This is a genomic window from Pseudoclavibacter sp. RFBA6, assembly GCF_002931575.1.
In the GTDB taxonomy this organism is placed as follows: Bacteria; Actinomycetota; Actinomycetes; order Actinomycetales; family Microbacteriaceae; genus Pseudoclavibacter; species Pseudoclavibacter terrae.
On record NZ_PSUA01000012.1, the window covers coordinates 413,474 to 429,692 of the forward strand.

Below are 16,219 nucleotides of genomic sequence, written 5' to 3' on the forward strand. Positions count from 1 at the left end.
TCGGCTCAATGAGCGCGCTCTCGGGATGTGGACTGTCACGGAGCACCACCTGGAAGCACACTGCCGAGCGACTCGTGACCCAGGTCGGCTTGCAGTCGCGCCCCGACTTCGTGGGCTGCCGCTCCCGCCCTAGACTGGTTCCCGCACACGGGTTCGCCCGTGCCCGCGGGAGTGGTGAAATTGGCAGACACGCAGGATTTAGGTTCCTGTGCTTTCGAGCGTGCGGGTTCAAGTCCCGCCTTCCGCACTGGAGTGTCAGGCTCCTCCGACTCGACAGACTGTCTGGTCCGTCTCCCCGACCAACGGGTACGGTTCCAGTACCAGCACTGCGAAGGAGCATCGACGATGACCGAGTTCAACGAAGCCGACCTGCAACAGAAGGCCAAAGACCACCTCTGGATGCACTTCTCGCGCCAGTCCGTGATGGAAGACGGCGCCGGTGTGCCCATCATCGTCAAGGGCGACGGTCACCACATCTGGGACTCGAAGGGCAAGAAGTACTTCGATGGCCTCTCCGGCCTCTTCGTCGTCAACGCGGGACACGGCCGCACGCGTCTCGCCGAGACCGCCGCCAAGCAGGCCGCTGAGCTCGCGTTCTTCCCCATCTGGTCGTACGCGCACCCGAATGCCATCGAGCTCGCCGATCGCATCGCCGACTACGCGCCGGGCGACCTCAACCGGGTCTTCTTCTCGACGGGCGGCGGCGAGGCCGTCGAGACGGCCTTCAAGCTCGCCAAGTACTACTGGAAGCTGCAGGGCCAGCCCACCAAGCACAAGGTCATCTCTCGGTCGGTGGCTTACCACGGCACGCCCCAGGGTGCACTCGCGATCACGGGCATCCCCGCCATGAAGGCGATGTTCGAACCCCTCACACCCGGCGGCTTCCGTGTGCCGAACACGAACTTCTACCGCGCCACCGAGCACGGTGACAACCTCATCGAGTTCGGCCAGTGGGCCGCGAACCGCATCGAGGAGATGATCCTCTTCGAAGGCCCTGAGACGGTCGCCGCAGTGTTCCTCGAGCCAGTCCAGAACTCGGGCGGATGCTTCACGCCTCCCCCGGGGTACTTCCAGCGCGTGCGCGAGATCTGCACGAAGTACGACGTGCTGCTCGTCGCCGACGAGGTCATCACGGGCTTCGGCCGCATCGGCGACATGTTCGCGTCGACGACCTACGACATCCAGCCGGACATGATCACGTGCGCCAAGGGCATGACAAGCGGCTACTCGCCCATCGGCGCCACCATCGTCAGCGACCGCATCTACGAGCCGTTCAAGCACGGCCAGACGTCGTTCTCGCACGGCTACACGTTCGGCGGCCACCCGGTCTCGGCGGCAGTTGCGCTCGAGAACCTCAAGATCTTCGAGGAGGAGCGCCTCACGCAGAACGTCAAGGAGAACTCGCCGCACTTCCGTGCGGCCCTCGACAAGCTCCTCGACATCCCGATCGTCGGCGACGTGCGCGGCGACGGCTACTTCTTCGGCATCGAGCTCGTCAAGGACAAGGACACGCGCGAGACCTTCAACGACGAGGAATCGGAGCGCCTGCTGCGCGGCTTCCTGTCGAAGGCGCTCTTCGACGCCGGCCTGTACTGCCGCGCCGACGACCGTGGCGACCCCGTCATCCAGCTCGCCCCGCCCCTCACGATCGGCCAAGCCGAGTTCGACGAGATCGAGCAGACGCTTCGCGGCGTGCTGACCGAGGCGAGCTCGCTCCTCTGACACGGGCTCGTCGTCACCGACGGCAATCCGAGAAGCTCGGGATGGCAAACTCGCTTCGTGCTGGAACGTTCTCCAGCACGAAGCGAGTTTCCCATCCCGAGTCGCTAGTTGAGCCCGAGGGCGGTGCGCAGCTTGGGTGCGAGCGCGTCGAAGGCGCGGCGGCGGTGGCTCGAGGCGTCCTTCTCCGCGTCGGTGAGGTCAGCCGCGGACCCTTCCGCACCATCTGGCTGGAAGATCGGGTCGTAGCCGAAGCCGTGGTCGCCGCTTCGCTGCTCCAGGATGCGGCCTGGCCACACACCGAGCACGGTCTCGCTCTGTTCCTCACCGGTCGGCGACGCGGTGGCCGGCACGACCAGCGCCGCCGCGGCGACGAACTCCGCTGTGCGGTGCGGATGCGAGACGTCGCTCAGCTGCCAGAGCAGCAGCTCGAGGTTCTCGGTGGCGTCCTTCGCGGGCCCCGACCAGCGGGCGGAGAAGATGCCGGGCGATCCGCCGAGCACATCCACCGAGATGCCGGAATCGTCGGCGAGCGCCGGAAGCCCGGTGTGCTCAGCAGCTGCGCGCGCCTTGAGGAGCGCGTTGGCCTCGAAGCTCAGACCGGTCTCGCGCGGCTCTGGCCCGTCGTAGGAGACGAGCTCGATGCCGTCGAGCTGGGCGCCGAGGATGCGCCGCAGCTCGACCAGCTTGTGCGCGTTGTGGGAGGCGAGGACAACCCGGACGGGCTCGCTCATGCCTTGAGCGCCTCGTTCTGCAGCTCGGTGAGCGTCGCGGTGCCCGCGAGGGCGATGTCGAGGAGACGGTCGAGCTCCTCCCGGTCGAAGGGCGCCCCCTCGGCGGTGCCCTGCACCTCGATGAGCTTGCCGTCGCCAGTCGCGACGACGTTCATGTCGGTGCCCGCACGCACGTCTTCCACGTAGGCGAGGTCGAGCAGCGGGACGCCGTCGACGATGCCGACCGAGATCGCCGCGATGGAGCGCGTGAGCACGTTGGCCTTCGCCGGGACGTGCTTGTTCGCCTTCGCCCACTCGATGGACTGCGCGAGCGCGACGTAGGCGCCCGTGATCGCGGCCGTGCGGGTGCCGCCGTCGGCCTGCAGAACGTCGCAGTCGATCACGATCGTGTTCTCCCCGAGCGCGGACATGTCGACCGCGGCGCGGAGGGAGCGTCCGACGAGGCGCGAGATCTCGTGCGTGCGCCCACCGATCTTGCCCTTCACCGACTCGCGGCTGTTGCGGTCGTTCGTGGCGCGCGGGAGCATCGCGTACTCGGCCGTGACCCAGCCCTTGCCCTGGCCCTTCAGCCAGCGCGGCACGCCGGGGGTGAACGACGCCGTGCAGAGCACCTTGGTCTTCCCGAACGAGATGAGAGCGGAGCCCTCTGCCTGCTCGCTCCAGCCCTTCTCGATCGTCACGGGGCGGAGCTGGTCGTGGGTGCGGCCGTCTGCGCGTGCTTCGGTCATTGGTCCTCCAAGGAGTCTGATGGGTACGGGAAAGCGGTGGGGGCTGGCGGGCGGATGCGTCAGGCGCGGCGCATCGACGGCGGCAGGTTGATGGCCTCCGTCATGAGGCGCTCGACGTGGCGCACATCGGGCCCGAGGAAGCGGCCAGCGAGGTTCACGAACGCCTCCGTGTTCTCGCCCGTCGCGCGGTACGAGTACTGGGGAGCGCGCCCGCTCGAGTTGAGCAGCCCGTTGGACGCGAGGACGCGGTACACGTCCTGGGCCGTCTCGACGTCGCTCGACACGAGTCGGACGCCCGGGCCGAGCACGTAGCCGAGCACGCCCTTCAGGAACGGGTAGTGCGTGCAGCCGAGCACCACCGTGTCTACGCCAGCCGCCTTGATGGGGGCGAGGTACTCCTCGGCGTAGCGGACGAGCTCGGGACTCGTCGTGTCGCCCCGCTCGACGTACTCGACGAACATCGGGCAGGCCTGCGAGAAGATCTCGAGGTGCGGGGCCGCCGCGAAGGCGTCGTCGTAGGCGCGAGACGACACGGTCGCCTCGGTGCCGAGCACGCCGATGCGGTTGTTGTGGGTGGCGCTGACGGCGGCGCGCACGGCGGGGGCGATGACCTCGACGACGGGCACGTCGTATCGCTCACGGGCATCCCGCAGCACGGCGGCGGAGGCCGTGTTGCAGGCGATCACGAGCATCTTCACGTCCTGCTCGACAAGCTCGTCGAGGATCGCGAGCGACAGGCGCCGGACGTCGGCGATCGGCTTCGGCCCGTACGGTGTGTGCTCGGTGTCACCGACGTAGAGGAGCGACTCCCCCGGCAGCTGCGCCCGGATCTCCCTCGCGACCGTCAGCCCGCCGACACCAGAGTCAAATACGCCGATCGGTGCCTCGCTCATGGGTGCCGAGTCTACTCCCAGGCACCTTCGAGAGTGGATGCGCGCGCCGAGATCCCGTGCGCTCCCCGTGGTGGGGCCTAGGCTGGGGCGGTGACTTCCGAACGCCCGTCCACCGGCTTCCTCACCGACCAGTACGAGTTCACGATGATCGATGCCGCGATCCACGCGGGCACCGCCGATCGTGACAGCGTCTTCGAGCTCTTCGGGAGGCGACTGCCGAGCGGACGCCGGTACGGGGTCGTGGCGGGGGTGGGCCGCGCGCTCGAGCTGCTGCGCGACTTCCGCTTCGGTGACGCAGAGCTCGAGCACCTGCGTGCGCACTCCATCGTCTCCCCCGAGACCCTCGACTGGCTCGCGAACTACCGGTTCTCCGGCACGATCCGCGGCTACCGCGAAGGCGAGATCTACTTCCCCGGCTCCCCCATCCTCGAAGTCCGGTCGACCTTCGCAGAAGGCGTCATCCTCGAGACGCTCCTGCTCAGCATCTACAACTACGACTGCGCCGTCGCCTCCGCCGCAGCACGCATGGTCTCTGTCGCCCGAGGCCGCCCGCTCGCCGAGATGGGATCACGCCGCACGGGCGAGCGCTCCGCGGTCGCCGCGGCGCGCGCCGCCTACATCGCCGGCTTCAAGGCGACGAGCAACCTCGAAGCGGGCCGCAGCTGGGGCGTGCCGACGATGGGCACGGCGGCGCACTCGTTCACGCTCCTCCACGACTCCGAGCGCGAGGCGTTCGCCTCCCAGGTCGCGACGCTCGGAGCCGGCACGACGCTCCTCGTCGACACGTACGACGTTCGCGAAGGAGTCAGGCTCGCCGTTGAGGTCGCGGGCCGACAGCTCGGCGGCGTCCGCCTCGACTCCGGCGACCTCCCCACACTCGTCGCGGAGGTGCGCGCGCAGCTCGACGAGCTCGGCAACACCGAGACGAGCATCACAGTCACCAACGACCTCGACGAGTTCGCCATCGCCGGCCTCGGCGCGAGCCCGGTCGACTCCTTCGGGGTCGGCACGAGCGTCGTCACCGGCTCCGGCGCCGTCGCCTCAGGCATGGTCTACAAGCTCGTCGCCCGCCGCGGCGAAGACGGCAACTGGGTGTCCGTCGCGAAGCGCTCCGCCGGCAAGGCGAGCGTCGGCGGCGAGAAGTTCCCCGTTCGCCGCCGCGACGAGCACGGCGTGGCGGAAGCCGAGGTCGTCGGCATCGGCGCACCGCCCGTCTCCGACAAGAGCGACCGGTCCCTGCTCGTGGACCTCGTCGTCGACGGAGTCATCAACGAGGAGTTCACGGGCGAGGCCGGGGTGCAGCGCGCTCGCGAGCACCACCGCACGGCCATCGACGAGCTGCCGATCGGAGCCCTCCGCCTGCACGCCGGCGAAGCGGCGCTGCCGACCGTGTTCGTCGAGCAAGACGGCCGCGAGACAGTCTGGGTCTGACTCCAGCCACGCCGCCACGCACAACGGCCGCGACCCGTCTCCGGGTTCGCGGCCGTCGTGCATCCGGCAGAAGCCCGATCACCGGTGAGGGGGCTCAGCCCTTCATCTTGTCGTACACGGCCTTGCAGTTCGGACAGACCGGGAAGCGGTCAGGGTTGCTGTTCGGAAGCCACTTCTTCCCGCACAGCGCGCGCACCGGCTTGCCCGTCACGGCCGACTCGAGAATCTTCTCCTTGCGCACGTAGTGGGAGAACTTGTCGTGGTCGCCCGGGTCGTCGGTCTGCTCCTCATTGAGGAGCTTCTCGAGCTCTCGGTCGAGGATCGCCGTGCCGCCGCCGGTCTCGTCTGGCCCGCCCGGGCCCGTTGGGGTGCTGGAGAACGTCATGCCGAACATCTTAGAGCGCAAACCGGAGGCGCCACCGGATGCACGACCCGGTGACGCCTCTCGAAGAACAGCCGAGGTCTACGCGCTCTGCGCGAAGGCCATGATCTCGCTCGAGCGGCGCTCGAACTGGCGAGCTCCCGCCAGCAGGCCGACGAGCAGCACGATGAGCCCGACGACAAGCCCCCAGCCGAGAGCCACGAAGTTCCACCACGACTCGCCGCCGTTGAGCGCGACCAGGCCCGCGTAGACGGCGGGGCCCATGAGCAGGATCGCGATGAAGCCGGTCGTCGGATGCCAGAACACTCCGGACCCCCAGGAGCGGACCGGCTGGCTGAACGGCGAGTCACCGGGGCGCGCCACCGGGTACGGGTGCAGCACGCTGCCGATGCTCGAGAACCCGGTCGCCGAGAAGAGCAGACCGAGCGAGAGCCCGACGAGCGCAAGGATCGTGCCCCAATCACCGACGATCAGCCACGTGATGACCGCACCGAGCAGAACGACCACCGAGCCGAACACCAGGGTCGGCAGGGCGCGACCGAACCGGTCCGACAGCCCCGACATGCCGCTCGTCACGTGCATCCACACCGCCGAGCCGTCGAAGGCGAGGTCGTTGTGGAGCGTCCACCCGATGAAGAACGCCAGCAACGGCAGCGGCAGGAGCGCGAGATGCCTCGGCTCGACGCCGACGACAGCGAGCGGGATGAGCGCAAGCAGCGGGATGAGGATGATCGAGACGTTGACGACGACGTACCGCGGGTCGCGCATCCAGTACGTGACCGTGCGGGCGGCGACCACGAGGGCCGGCGACCGACCGAACGCACCGAACACGCCGAGGTCGACCAGCTCGGTCTCGTCACCGCCGAGCGCCGCAGACGCGACCCGACCCGCGATGACCTGCCACAGGACCAGGAGGACCAGGAGGGTCGCGGCGCCGATGCCGAGCTGCGCGAACGCGAGCTGCAGGTCTCCCCCGGCGGCGCTCGCTGCGGCGGCCCACGGCGCTGCGATCGGGGACATCGAGAGCACCTCGAGCGCGGCACTGATCGCGTCGTGCTGGCCGAGCTGCCAGTCGACGGACACGGCGACGAAGACGAGCGGCGAGGCCAGCAGGAGCAGCACGAGAACAAGCGCGGCTCGAGCATCACTCACAAGTCGCCTGGCTCGCAGGTCCTCACCCACGAGCCCAGCCAGGCGAGAGAGCACGACCAGCGTCGCGAGCACCACCGCGGCCCCGACCACACCGACGAGGAGCGCCGTGCCAGCACTCGCCCAGAGCAGCAGCCCGGCGAGAAGCACGACGGTGATCGCGAACGACGGCACGCTCACGAAGGCGGTCCCGAGAGCGAGCCACGCGGAACGCCGCGGCGAGAAGCCCATGACGGTCAGCGACCGAGGGTCGATGGCCGCGACCGGCGTCACGAAGACGCTCACGAGGCCGGTCGCGATCGTGACGAGCGAGCCGACGATGATCGCGCTCTCGCGCTTCGCCTCGATGTCCGAATCCAACATCGACACGACCATGAGCACCGCGAAGACCGCGAAGGCGATCGAGAGCAGCAGCGTGCCGATCCACGCCCCCCGATGCTGCGAATCGCGTCGAGCGCCGTTGCGGATCGACTGCAGCTTCAGTTGAAGGAGATGTCCAGCCAATCCAGCCCCTCCATCTGCGGCGTGCCTCGGACGAGGTCGCGGAAGCGTTCTTCGAGCGTGATGTTGCCGCGCACGTCGCTGACGGTGCCGGAAGCGAGCAGCTCGCCCCGCACGATGACGGCGACGTGGTCGCACACGCGCTGCACGAGGTCCATGCTGTGGCTCGAGAGCAGCACGGTGCCGCCGCGCTGCACGTACTCGAGGAGGATGTCGATGAGCTGGCCCGCCGACACCGGATCGATCGTGTCGAACGGCTCATCGAGCACCAGGAGCTCAGGCGAGTGGATCAGCGCCGCGGCGAGCGAGATCTTCTTCGACATGCCAGCCGAGTAGTCCACGACCAGCCGGTTCGCCGCCGATTCGAGCTCGAACGCGTGCACGAGCGACTCGGTGCGCGCACGCGAGTCAGCCGGCGACAATCCCCGAAGGAGCCCGGAGTAGTAGAGGAGCTGCCCGCCCGTGAGCTGGTCGAAGAGGCGCAGACGGTCAGGCAGGATGCCGATGTGCGGATGCGCGGCCTTCGGGTTCTTCCACACGTCGAGGCCGAGGACCTCCACGTTGCCGCTCGTGGGCTTCAGCAGTCCCGTCGCCATCGACAGGGTCGTCGTCTTCCCCGCGCCGTTCGGCCCGACGATGCCAGTGAAGGAGCCGCGACGGACCTCGAACGTGACATCGTTCACCGCGACATCGGGACCGAATCGCTTCGTGAGCCCGTTGACCGACAGGACGGTGTCGCCGAGTTCACGATCCGGAGCCTCCGTGACGCGGGTGACCGGCGTCATCGTCGAGAGCCCCTCGGCAGTCGCGGCACCCAGCACCGGGTTCCTGACGGCGGCCGGGAGGCCGGTCTCCTGCTCCGCAGCCGCCTCCTCAGCCAGCGAGGAGACGGTCACGGTGTCGTCGACGACGATCGCCTCGACCATGATCGGCTGGGGTCGACTCGCGTCGCCCTCCGGCACGTCGGGGCTGGCAGCACTCTCGTTCACATCGTCGGCGGTGCCATCGCCGACGTCTGAGCTCTTCGAAGACATCGCTCAACCGTACCAACGATCCGGCGTGGCGCGCCGCCCCGCCAGCTCCAAGCTCTCCCCAGGCGGCCCCTCATACACTGCTCGCGTCGCCCCCTGCAAGACCCGGGGCGGTGCCACCACAAGGAGGTCAAGTGTCCGATTCCAGCACGCAGCGCTTCGACGACGCCGCAGACGCGACCACCTACGCGCCCCTGCCGCCTCGCGACGAGCAGACCGGCGCGGCGCCCGGCGAACAGGACAAGATCTGGCTCGACCGCCTCATGGCCATCCAGCGCCCGATCGTGGTCCGGCAGATCCGCATCCTCCGGGGCAAGTACCCGGACGCGACGCCGAGCGAGCTCATCAAGAAGATCGAGCAGCAGTACCTCAACGCGACCACGGTCAGCGGTGGAGCCGCAGGCGCCGCGGCCATGGTTCCCGGCGTCGGAACCGCGGCCTCACTCGCCGTCACCGGGGTCGAGACCGCAGGCTTCCTCGAGATGACCTCCCTCTTCGGGCAGGCCGTCGCCGAGATCCACGGCCTCCCCATCTCGGATCCCGTCCGCGCACGCACCCTCATCCAGTCGCTCATGCTCGGCAAGGCGAGCAAGAACCTCATCCAGCAGTTCGCAGACCAGGTCTTCGGGAAGGGCCCCACCAAGCAGGTCTTCTGGGGCGAGATGGTGACCAAGAGCCTCCCGCGCGCCATGGTCGGCGAACTCTCCGGACGCATCCAATCGATGTTCCTCAAGAGGTTCGTCGTGCGGCAGTCGGCCAGCACCGTCGGGCGACTCGTCCCGTTCGGGATCGGCGCCGTCATCGGCGGAGCCGGCAACCGGATGCTCAGCAACGAGGTCGTGCGCACAGCCCGCGAGGCGTTCGGCGTCGCACCGGCCAGCTTCCCCATCGAGCTGCACCCGACCTACGCTCCACCCAAGGGCGACGCGGGAGACGACCACAAGGCGCTGACGCGCGGGCCGTTCTCCTTCTTCCGGGTCCCGCTCGCCCTCACCCGCGGGAAGGACAAGCACGACGACACCTCGGTCTAACGGGTGAGAGAAACCCCGGGGTGCCTACGCGGCGGCGTCGAGGGACACCTCGATCTCGATGACCTCTCCCTGGCGAACCACCGTCAGCGTCGCCTCCTCGCCCGCCTCGTACACGCGCACGTGCGCGATCAGGTCGTTGGCGTTCGACACGGGGATCGTGCCGATGTACGTGACGATGTCGCCCCGACGTAGACCGGCGATCGAAGCCGCACCGTTCTCCACGACACTGTCCACGTAGGCGCCCACGATGCTCTGCCCGCTCGTCGCCACGGTTGCCGCGTTGCGGACCGTCGCACCGAGGGCACCGTGCGACGGCGTCTGGCCTTCCGCGAGCTGCGCCGCGATCTGCACCGCATAGTTCGCCGGCAGCGCGAACCCCAGGCCGATGCTGCCGCTCGAGGCCGCCTGCCCCTGACCGCCAGGCTTCGTGCCGGCGATCGCGACGTTGATGCCGATCACCTCGCCCTCCGCGTTGAGCATCGCACCACCCGAGTTTCCCGGATTGATGGCGGCATCGGTCTGGATGACGGGCAACTGGACGATGCTCTTGCCCGGATCGGCCGTCGAGCTGAGCGGAGAATCGGTCGCGGCGTTCTCGTCAACCGTCGGCGGGACCGCCGCCGACGCGATCTCGATGCTGCGGTTGACCGCAGAGACGACACCGGTCGTCGCCGTGCCAGTGAGGCCGAGCGGCGCGCCGAGCACGATCGTGGACTGCCCGACGACCAGCTGGTCGGAGTCCGCGAACCTGGCCGACTGGAGACCGCTTGCCCCGGTCAAGCGCAGCACGGCCACATCGGCGAGCACGTCCAGTCCGACGCGGCTCGTGGTGAAGACCCGACCGTCGCTGGTCGTCGCCGTGATCTGCGCATCAGAGACCGTGCCGTCGAGCGTCACGACGTGGGCGTTCGTGATGACGAGGCCGTCGCCCGAGTACACGACCGCGGACCCGGTCTCGGTCCTGGTCGGCGTCGACACCGTCAGCGTGACGACACTCGGAGCGGCGAACGCGATCGCGCCGCTTGCCTCCCCCGGCAGCGGAGCCGTGGGCTCGCTCGGGGACCCGAGCGGCTGCGTGAGACGCTGCGCGTCCTGGTTGGGCTGGCCGATGACATTCGCCGTGATGAGCGCACCGCTCACACCCCCGACGACCGCAGCCACGACGGCGACGCCTGCCGCGAGCAGCAGCCCGATGCGGCGCGTCACGACGGGCGCATCGTCGTGGATGGAGTGCAGGTGGGCACCCGCGCGGTGCCGCCCATGCTCATCCTGCTGCGCAGCCTTCGTGGGCGCGTCGGCGCTCGTCGCGTCGGCGCCGGCAGGGGAAGGTGTGTCGAGCATGTGAATCCTGACGTTCGCTCCATGCGTCGGGGCGCATCGGTGGCGCCAGTCTAGGGAGCAGGCGGAGTGGACGCTCTGGTTTCCGCGGCACGTCGCAGTTCGAGATTCGATCGTGACTCAGCCGATGACAGACTGGATGCATGCGCAGAGATGGACCGTGGCTTCGGGCAGCCCAGGGTGCTGGCCTCCTCTCACCGAGCGGAGAGCTGCAGGGCACCGTCTTCGGGGAGATGAGCGAACTCGCGCGGACCACCGGGTCCGTGAACCTCGGCCAGGGGTTCCCCGACTACTCCGGTCCGCAGGAGCTGCTGGACGAGGCGATCGACGCGGTCACCCGCGGTGAGAACCAGTATCCGCCGCCCAGGGGCACCGCAGATCTGCGCGCCGCCATCGCCGAGCACCAGCTCGGCTTCCGAGGGGTCTCGCTCGACCCTGACCGGGAAGTGCTGGTCACCGTCGGCGCCACCGAAGCGCTGGCGGCGACAGTGCTCGGCCTCGTCGAGCCCGGTGAGGACATCGTCGTCCTCGAGCCGCATTACGACGCCTACGGGGCCCTCGCGCACCTCGCCGACGCGCGACTGGTGACCGTGCCCCTCCGGTGGCCCGAGTTCCAGCCAGACCACGACGAGCTCAGGCGAGCCGTCAGCGACCGCACCAGACTGATCGTCGTCAACACCCCGCACAACCCCACGGGCGCGGTCCTCCGCCGCGAGACGCTGCAGCTCATCGTCGAGCTCGCGGCTCGCCACGACGCGATCATCGTCACCGACGAGGTGTACGAGCACCTCGTCTTCGATGGCGAGCACGTCGCCATCGCGAGCCTGCCCGGCGCCGCCTCGCGGACGCTGAGCATCGGGTCCGGAGGCAAGACCTTCAGCGTGACCGGGTGGAAGGTGGGCTGGGTGACGGGCCCCGCGACGCTCATCGAGGCGGTCCTCGCCGTCAAGCAGTACCTCAGCTACGTGGGCAGCGGGCCATTCCAGCCCGCGATCGCCGTCGGCCTTCGGCTTCCGGCCGCGCGCTTCGACCAGGATCGCGACCGCTTGCGAGCCAAGCGCGACCTGCTCGTCACCGCCCTGCGCAGGCGGGGCCTGGAGACGGCAACCCCTTCGGCTGGCTACTTCGCCATCGCCGATGCGGCGAGCATCGGCTACACGGATGCCACGGAGCTGTGCCGTCGACTCCCCCGCGAGATCGGGGTCGTCGGCATCCCTGTGGCCGCCCTGTGCACACCCGAGCGGCAGGGAGACTACCGCTCACTGGTGCGCTTCGCGTTCTGCAAGAGCGACGCAGTCCTCGAGGAGGGCATGCGCCGCCTCGACCGGCTCGGCGAACTCAGCCGGTAGAAGCTCAGTCGATCGGCAGCACTCGGTATCGCCGCAGCTCGAGCGCCGGGTTCTGCTCCCGCACCGCATCGATCACGTCCAGCGAGACCCACCCGATGGAGACGCCCGGGTCGACACCCGCACCGGCGAGGGTCGCTCCGCGCGGATCGACGACGGCACTGTGCCCCACGCCGATCGGCGCGGGGTGGTCGGCCGCCGCGAAGTACACGGTGTTCTCGATCGCCCGGGCAGCGAGCAGCGTCTTCCAGTGGTGCTCCTTCAGCGGGCCACGCACCCATTCGGCGGGGATGGCGATGAGCTGCGCGCCCGCATCCACGAGCGTCCTCGTCACCTCGGGGAAGCGCAGGTCATAGCAGGTCTGCAGGCCGACCCGAACGCCTCCGACGACAAACGTCTGCGGCGCCGAGAGCTCACCTGGGACCACCCAGTCGCTCTCCTTCGCGCCGAACGCGTCGTACAGGTGCACCTTGCGGTACTGGGCTGCGACCTCGCCGCTCGAATCGACCGCGACGAGCGTGTTGGCGAACCGGCCCGGATCCTCGGACTCGGCGACGAGACCGGCGACGATGGCGACGCCATGCTGCACTGCGAGCGCTCGCATGCGAGAGACGAACGCCCCGTCCAGACTCTGGGCCTGGCGCACGAGCTCCTCCCCGAGGTCCGGGAGGAAAAAGCTCGCGTACTCGGGCACCACGACGAGCCGCGCGCCCCGGCCCGCCGCGATGGCGACGTGCTCGCGCAGCAGCCGCTCGTTCTCGGCAGGGTCCGCGCCTGGCGCATACTGCGCGACGGCAACGCCGAGCATCGGACGCTGCTGCCCACCGTCAGGGGATCCGAGGGGTGCTTCGAGGGGGGTGCGAGCGTCGGAAGACATGACGCGAGCCTACGGTGAGCTGCACCGGTCGGGAAGTCTTCACCAACGTGTCACCCGCGACGCACCGGCCCCGGCTTGTCTGCGCGCACCGTCACGAGTACCTTCATTCTGCGAGCGGTGTGCTCGCTGTCACGAGGAGTCGCCCCATGCCTACCTACGCCGTGCTCTTGAAATACGAGGTCGTCTCGGCGCTCGTCATCGAAGCCGAATCCGAAGACGAAGCCGCGAAGATCGCCAACGAGTACGAATCCGAGGCTCACGACGCCGTCGAGGACACCGACGACGTCCGCGTCTCCTCGCGCCTGTGGGGCGACGGCACCCTCGAGGTGCAGACCGCCGCAGACGACGAGGCCGCTGAAGACCTGCTCGACGAGTGGATCGACGAGATCGAGAGCGAACTCGAAGACGACGAAGACGACCTCGACGAGGTCGAGGCAGAACTCGACCCTGAAGGTGACGACGAGGTCGACGATTTCGACATCACCACGGACGACGAGGACTCCGCAGCGAAGAAGGCCTAGCCTCAGCTGCACAGAAGAGGGGCCGGATGCATCGCATCCGGCCCCTCTTCTGTCCCCGAAGGTCCTGCTGGCCTCCCGGACGTCGCGCCTGTGTCCAACATCAGTGCGATATCCGGCCGATTGGCCCGAAAACGCGGCGTCCGCCGCGATATCGCACTGAAGTTGGACAGCGATCCTGCGCTACACGCGTGCGATCGTCTGGATGTCCTCCTCGAACTCGCGCTCGACATCGGAGGAGACGGTGGTGCGCGTCGACGCGATGGAGGCGAGGAAGTCGTCCGTGGTCGGCCCGAGGGGCACGACATCGCCCGAGTTGCGGGCCGCGACGGCGCGTTCGAGAGCGACCTGCGAGGCGCGGCGAGCGGCGAACTCGATGTCAGCCGGCGAGTACCCGCTCGTCTGCTCGACCAGCGCCGGCACGTCGACGGAGTCGCTCACCGACTCGGGCACGTACCGTTCCCAGATCGCCCGACGCGCTGCGGCGTCCGGCAGCCCGATGGGGATGACGTAGTCGAAGCGCCCGTGGCGCAGGAAGGCCTGGTCGAGGGCTCGGATGAAGTTCGTCGCGCAGATGAGGAGACGACCCGGCTTCTCACGGAACGCGGGGATGATCTTGAGGAGCTCGTTCGTGACGCCCTGCGTCGGCGACGGCGGCTCTCCTCCTCGGTGCGAGGCGATCTCCTCGACCTCGTCGATGAAGACGACGGCGTGCTCGAGCGACTCGACCTGCTCGAACGTCTCGCGCAGCTCGCCGGCGAGGCCCCGGGGGGACGCGGAGAGTCTGGACGGGAAGACCTCGACGAACGGCCACCCCAGGCGGGAGGCGATGCCCTTCGCGAAGGTCGTCTTGCCCGTGCCGGGAGGGCCGAAGAGCACGATGGCCCGCGGTGGCACGACCCCGTACTCCTCGGCGAGGTCAGGGTCGCTGAGGGGCAATACGAGGCGCCGCTCGAGCACGTCCTTCTCGTGCTGCATTCCGCCGATCGCATCCCAGCGGTCGGGTGGCAGGATGCGTCCGCCGAGCTCGCGAAGCGCGACCATCTCCTGCTGCTTGACTCGGATCTCCCGCTCGAAGTAGCGCAGGTGCCGCTTGTCGGCGAAGCCGGCCTTCGTGAGCGCGCCGACCTGGGTCTGCTCGTCCGGAACGAGGATCGTGAGCTTCTGCAGGCCGTGCTGGGCCATCCGCTGCTCGAGGGATGCGAGCAGCGCGCCGCCGATGCCGCGCCTGCGCCACTCGTCGTCGGTCGCGAAGAACACGATCCAGCCCTGGTCGTGGGCTGCCCGCGCCACGGCGACGCCGACGATCTTCTCCCCTGCAACCGCGACGACGGCGGTGTCCTTTCGGGTCGACGCGATGACCTCGCTGAGCCCGTACACCGGCTCGGTCCCCGAGCTTCGATGCTGCTCCCAGAGCCGGAGCAGCGCGTCCATGTCGGTCGGCTGGAAGTCGCGAATACGCCAGGTGCTCATCCTCGTGCCCCCGCATGCACTCCCGCGAGCGCGGTGAGCGCGCGGCTGTTGGCGTCCGGTGAGCCGATGGTGATGCGGATGCCTTCGCCTGCGAATGCCCTGGCGAGGACGCCGGCTTCGGTGAGGGCGGCGTCGATGCGTGTGGTGTCGTCGCCGAGTCTGAGCCAGACGAAGTTGGCCTGGGAGTCTCCGATGTTCCACCCCTGGGCTCTGAGCTCCGAGGTGACGCGGTCGCGTTCGGCGACGATGTCGTCGATGCGGATGGCGAGCTCGGCTTCGGCGTCGAGCGACGCGGAGGCGGCGGTCTGGGCGAGGGCGGAGACGGCGAAGGGGACGGCGACCTTGCGGAGGTTGGCTGCGACGTCGGCTTGGGCGACGGCGTAGCCGATGCGGAGGCCGGCGAGGCCGTAGGCCTTGGAGAAGGTGTGGAGCACGGCGACGTTGGGGTACTCGCGGTAGAGGTCGATGCCGATGGCGGTCTCGGCGTCCCTGTTGAAGTGCTCGTAGGCCTCGTCGATGACCACGAGCACGTCGCTCGGGACGCGGTCGAGGAAGGCCCGCACCTCGGCGTGGGTGAGGCTCGCCCCGGTCGGGTTGTTGGGGTTGCAGACGAAGATGATGGCGGTGCGCTCGGTGATGGCGTCTGCCATGGCGTCGAGGTCGTGGCGTTCGTCGTGCGTGAGCGGCACCTGCACGGGCGTCGCGCCTGCTCCGATCGCGATGATGGGGTATGCCTCGAAGCTGCGCCAGGCGAACATCACCTCGTCGCCCTCTCCTGCGCTGGCTTGCACGAGCTGCGTCGCCACTTCGACGGACCCGGCTCCGAAGGCGATGTTCTCTGGCTCGACGCCCTGCAGCTTCGCGATGCGCGCGGTCAGCTCTGGAGCGGCCATCGAGGGGTAGAGGTGGATGCGCTCGAGTTCGGCGGCGACCGCGTCGCGGACTGAGGCGAGGGGCGGGAAGGGGTTCTCGTTGGAGGAGAGCTTCACGACGTCGCTGGTGCTGGGCATGGCGCCCTGCTTGTACGCGGGGATGCGCTCGAGGGCGCTGCGCTGCTTGACCATGCTC

The 16,219-nt window shown here is 68.9% G+C and carries 15 protein-coding genes and 1 tRNA gene; 6 read left to right on the forward strand and 10 right to left on the reverse strand.

Annotated elements, in window-relative coordinates:
* The first annotated feature begins 165 nt into the window (after positions 1–165).
* Together C5C17_RS11965 and C5C17_RS11970 are read left to right on the forward strand one after the other, a co-directional pair.
* Positions 166–247 (forward strand) — tRNA-Leu (locus C5C17_RS11965).
* A 98-nt stretch (positions 248–345) separates the two neighbouring features.
* Positions 346–1,722 (forward strand): aspartate aminotransferase family protein, encoded by a 1,377-nt coding sequence (locus C5C17_RS11970; protein WP_104253593.1) that lies wholly within the window; start codon positions 346–348, stop codon positions 1,720–1,722.
* A gap of 104 nt (positions 1,723–1,826) precedes the next feature.
* Here the strand turns inward: C5C17_RS11970 and rdgB are convergent, their stop codons facing one another.
* The 3 genes from rdgB to murI are packed head-to-tail and all read right to left on the reverse strand — an operon-like array spanning position 1,827 to position 4,074.
* Positions 1,827–2,453, reverse strand: coding sequence for an RdgB/HAM1 family non-canonical purine NTP pyrophosphatase (gene rdgB / locus C5C17_RS11975; RefSeq protein WP_104253594.1), 627 nt, complete (start codon positions 2,451–2,453; stop codon positions 1,827–1,829).
* Complete coding sequence (gene rph / locus C5C17_RS11980) at positions 2,450–3,181, reverse strand: ribonuclease PH (RefSeq protein WP_104253595.1); 732 nt, start codon at positions 3,179–3,181, stop codon at positions 2,450–2,452. The genes rdgB and rph overlap by 4 nt, the downstream gene beginning before the upstream one ends.
* A 59-nt stretch (positions 3,182–3,240) precedes the next feature.
* Complete coding sequence (gene murI, locus C5C17_RS11985; protein WP_104253596.1) at positions 3,241–4,074, reverse strand: glutamate racemase; 834 nt, start codon at positions 4,072–4,074, stop codon at positions 3,241–3,243.
* A gap of 90 nt (positions 4,075–4,164) precedes the next feature.
* On the opposite strand from murI, the gene C5C17_RS11990 reads away from it, so the two are divergent.
* Complete coding sequence (locus C5C17_RS11990) at positions 4,165–5,505, forward strand: nicotinate phosphoribosyltransferase (RefSeq protein ID WP_104253597.1); 1,341 nt, start codon at positions 4,165–4,167, stop codon at positions 5,503–5,505.
* 94 nt (positions 5,506–5,599) lie between these two features.
* On the opposite strand, the gene C5C17_RS11995 is transcribed toward C5C17_RS11990, so the two are convergent.
* The 3 genes from C5C17_RS11995 to C5C17_RS12005 all read right to left on the reverse strand — a co-directional run bounded on the left by C5C17_RS11995 (position 5,600) and on the right by C5C17_RS12005 (position 8,571).
* Entirely contained in the window at positions 5,600–5,890 is a 291-nt protein-coding gene (locus tag C5C17_RS11995) for a DUF3039 domain-containing protein (RefSeq protein WP_104253865.1), read from the reverse strand.
* 78 nt (positions 5,891–5,968) lie between these two features.
* Positions 5,969–7,540 carry a hypothetical protein gene (locus C5C17_RS12000; protein ID WP_104253598.1) on the reverse strand — a complete coding sequence of 524 codons (1,572 nt, stop codon included), beginning with the start codon at positions 7,538–7,540 and terminating at the stop codon, positions 5,969–5,971.
* Positions 7,516–8,571 carry an ABC transporter ATP-binding protein gene (locus C5C17_RS12005; RefSeq protein WP_308471313.1) on the reverse strand — a complete coding sequence of 352 codons (1,056 nt, stop codon included), beginning with the start codon at positions 8,569–8,571 and terminating at the stop codon, positions 7,516–7,518. The genes C5C17_RS12000 and C5C17_RS12005 overlap by 25 nt, the downstream gene beginning before the upstream one ends.
* Before the next feature lie 131 nt (positions 8,572–8,702).
* Here C5C17_RS12005 and C5C17_RS12010 point away from each other — a divergent pair, with 131 nt between their 5' ends.
* The gene (locus tag C5C17_RS12010) at positions 8,703–9,599 is read left to right on the forward strand and encodes a hypothetical protein (RefSeq protein WP_104253599.1); all 897 of its coding nucleotides are present in this window, start codon (positions 8,703–8,705) and stop codon (positions 9,597–9,599) included.
* A gap of 24 nt (positions 9,600–9,623) precedes the next feature.
* On the opposite strand, the gene C5C17_RS12015 is transcribed toward C5C17_RS12010, so the two are convergent.
* Positions 9,624–10,940, reverse strand: coding sequence for a S1C family serine protease (locus tag C5C17_RS12015; protein ID WP_104253600.1), 1,317 nt, complete (start codon positions 10,938–10,940; stop codon positions 9,624–9,626).
* Between the two features lie 140 nt (positions 10,941–11,080).
* Here C5C17_RS12015 and C5C17_RS12020 point away from each other — a divergent pair, with 140 nt between their 5' ends.
* On the forward strand, positions 11,081–12,286 hold the full coding sequence (locus tag C5C17_RS12020; RefSeq protein ID WP_104253601.1) for an aminotransferase class I/II-fold pyridoxal phosphate-dependent enzyme: 1,206 nt from the start codon (positions 11,081–11,083) through the stop codon (positions 12,284–12,286).
* 4 nt (positions 12,287–12,290) lie between these two features.
* Here C5C17_RS12020 and C5C17_RS12025 read toward each other — a convergent pair whose 3' ends face one another.
* A complete protein-coding gene (locus tag C5C17_RS12025) occupies positions 12,291–13,091 on the reverse strand; it encodes a carbon-nitrogen hydrolase family protein (RefSeq protein ID WP_104253867.1) in 801 nt (266 codons plus the stop codon).
* A gap of 215 nt (positions 13,092–13,306) precedes the next feature.
* On the opposite strand from C5C17_RS12025, the gene C5C17_RS18635 reads away from it, so the two are divergent.
* On the forward strand, positions 13,307–13,681 hold the full coding sequence (locus C5C17_RS18635) for a hypothetical protein (protein WP_181028572.1): 375 nt from the start codon (positions 13,307–13,309) through the stop codon (positions 13,679–13,681).
* Positions 13,682–13,861: 180 nt separating this feature from the next.
* On the opposite strand, the gene C5C17_RS12035 is transcribed toward C5C17_RS18635, so the two are convergent.
* Both C5C17_RS12035 and hisC read right to left on the reverse strand, forming a co-directional pair.
* On the reverse strand, positions 13,862–15,151 hold the full coding sequence (locus tag C5C17_RS12035) for an ATP-binding protein (protein WP_104253602.1): 1,290 nt from the start codon (positions 15,149–15,151) through the stop codon (positions 13,862–13,864).
* A complete protein-coding gene (gene hisC, locus C5C17_RS12040; RefSeq protein WP_104253603.1) occupies positions 15,148–16,215 on the reverse strand; it encodes a histidinol-phosphate transaminase in 1,068 nt (355 codons plus the stop codon). Before hisC ends, C5C17_RS12035 begins: the two co-directional genes overlap by 4 nt.
* Positions 16,216–16,219 lie beyond the last annotated feature (4 nt).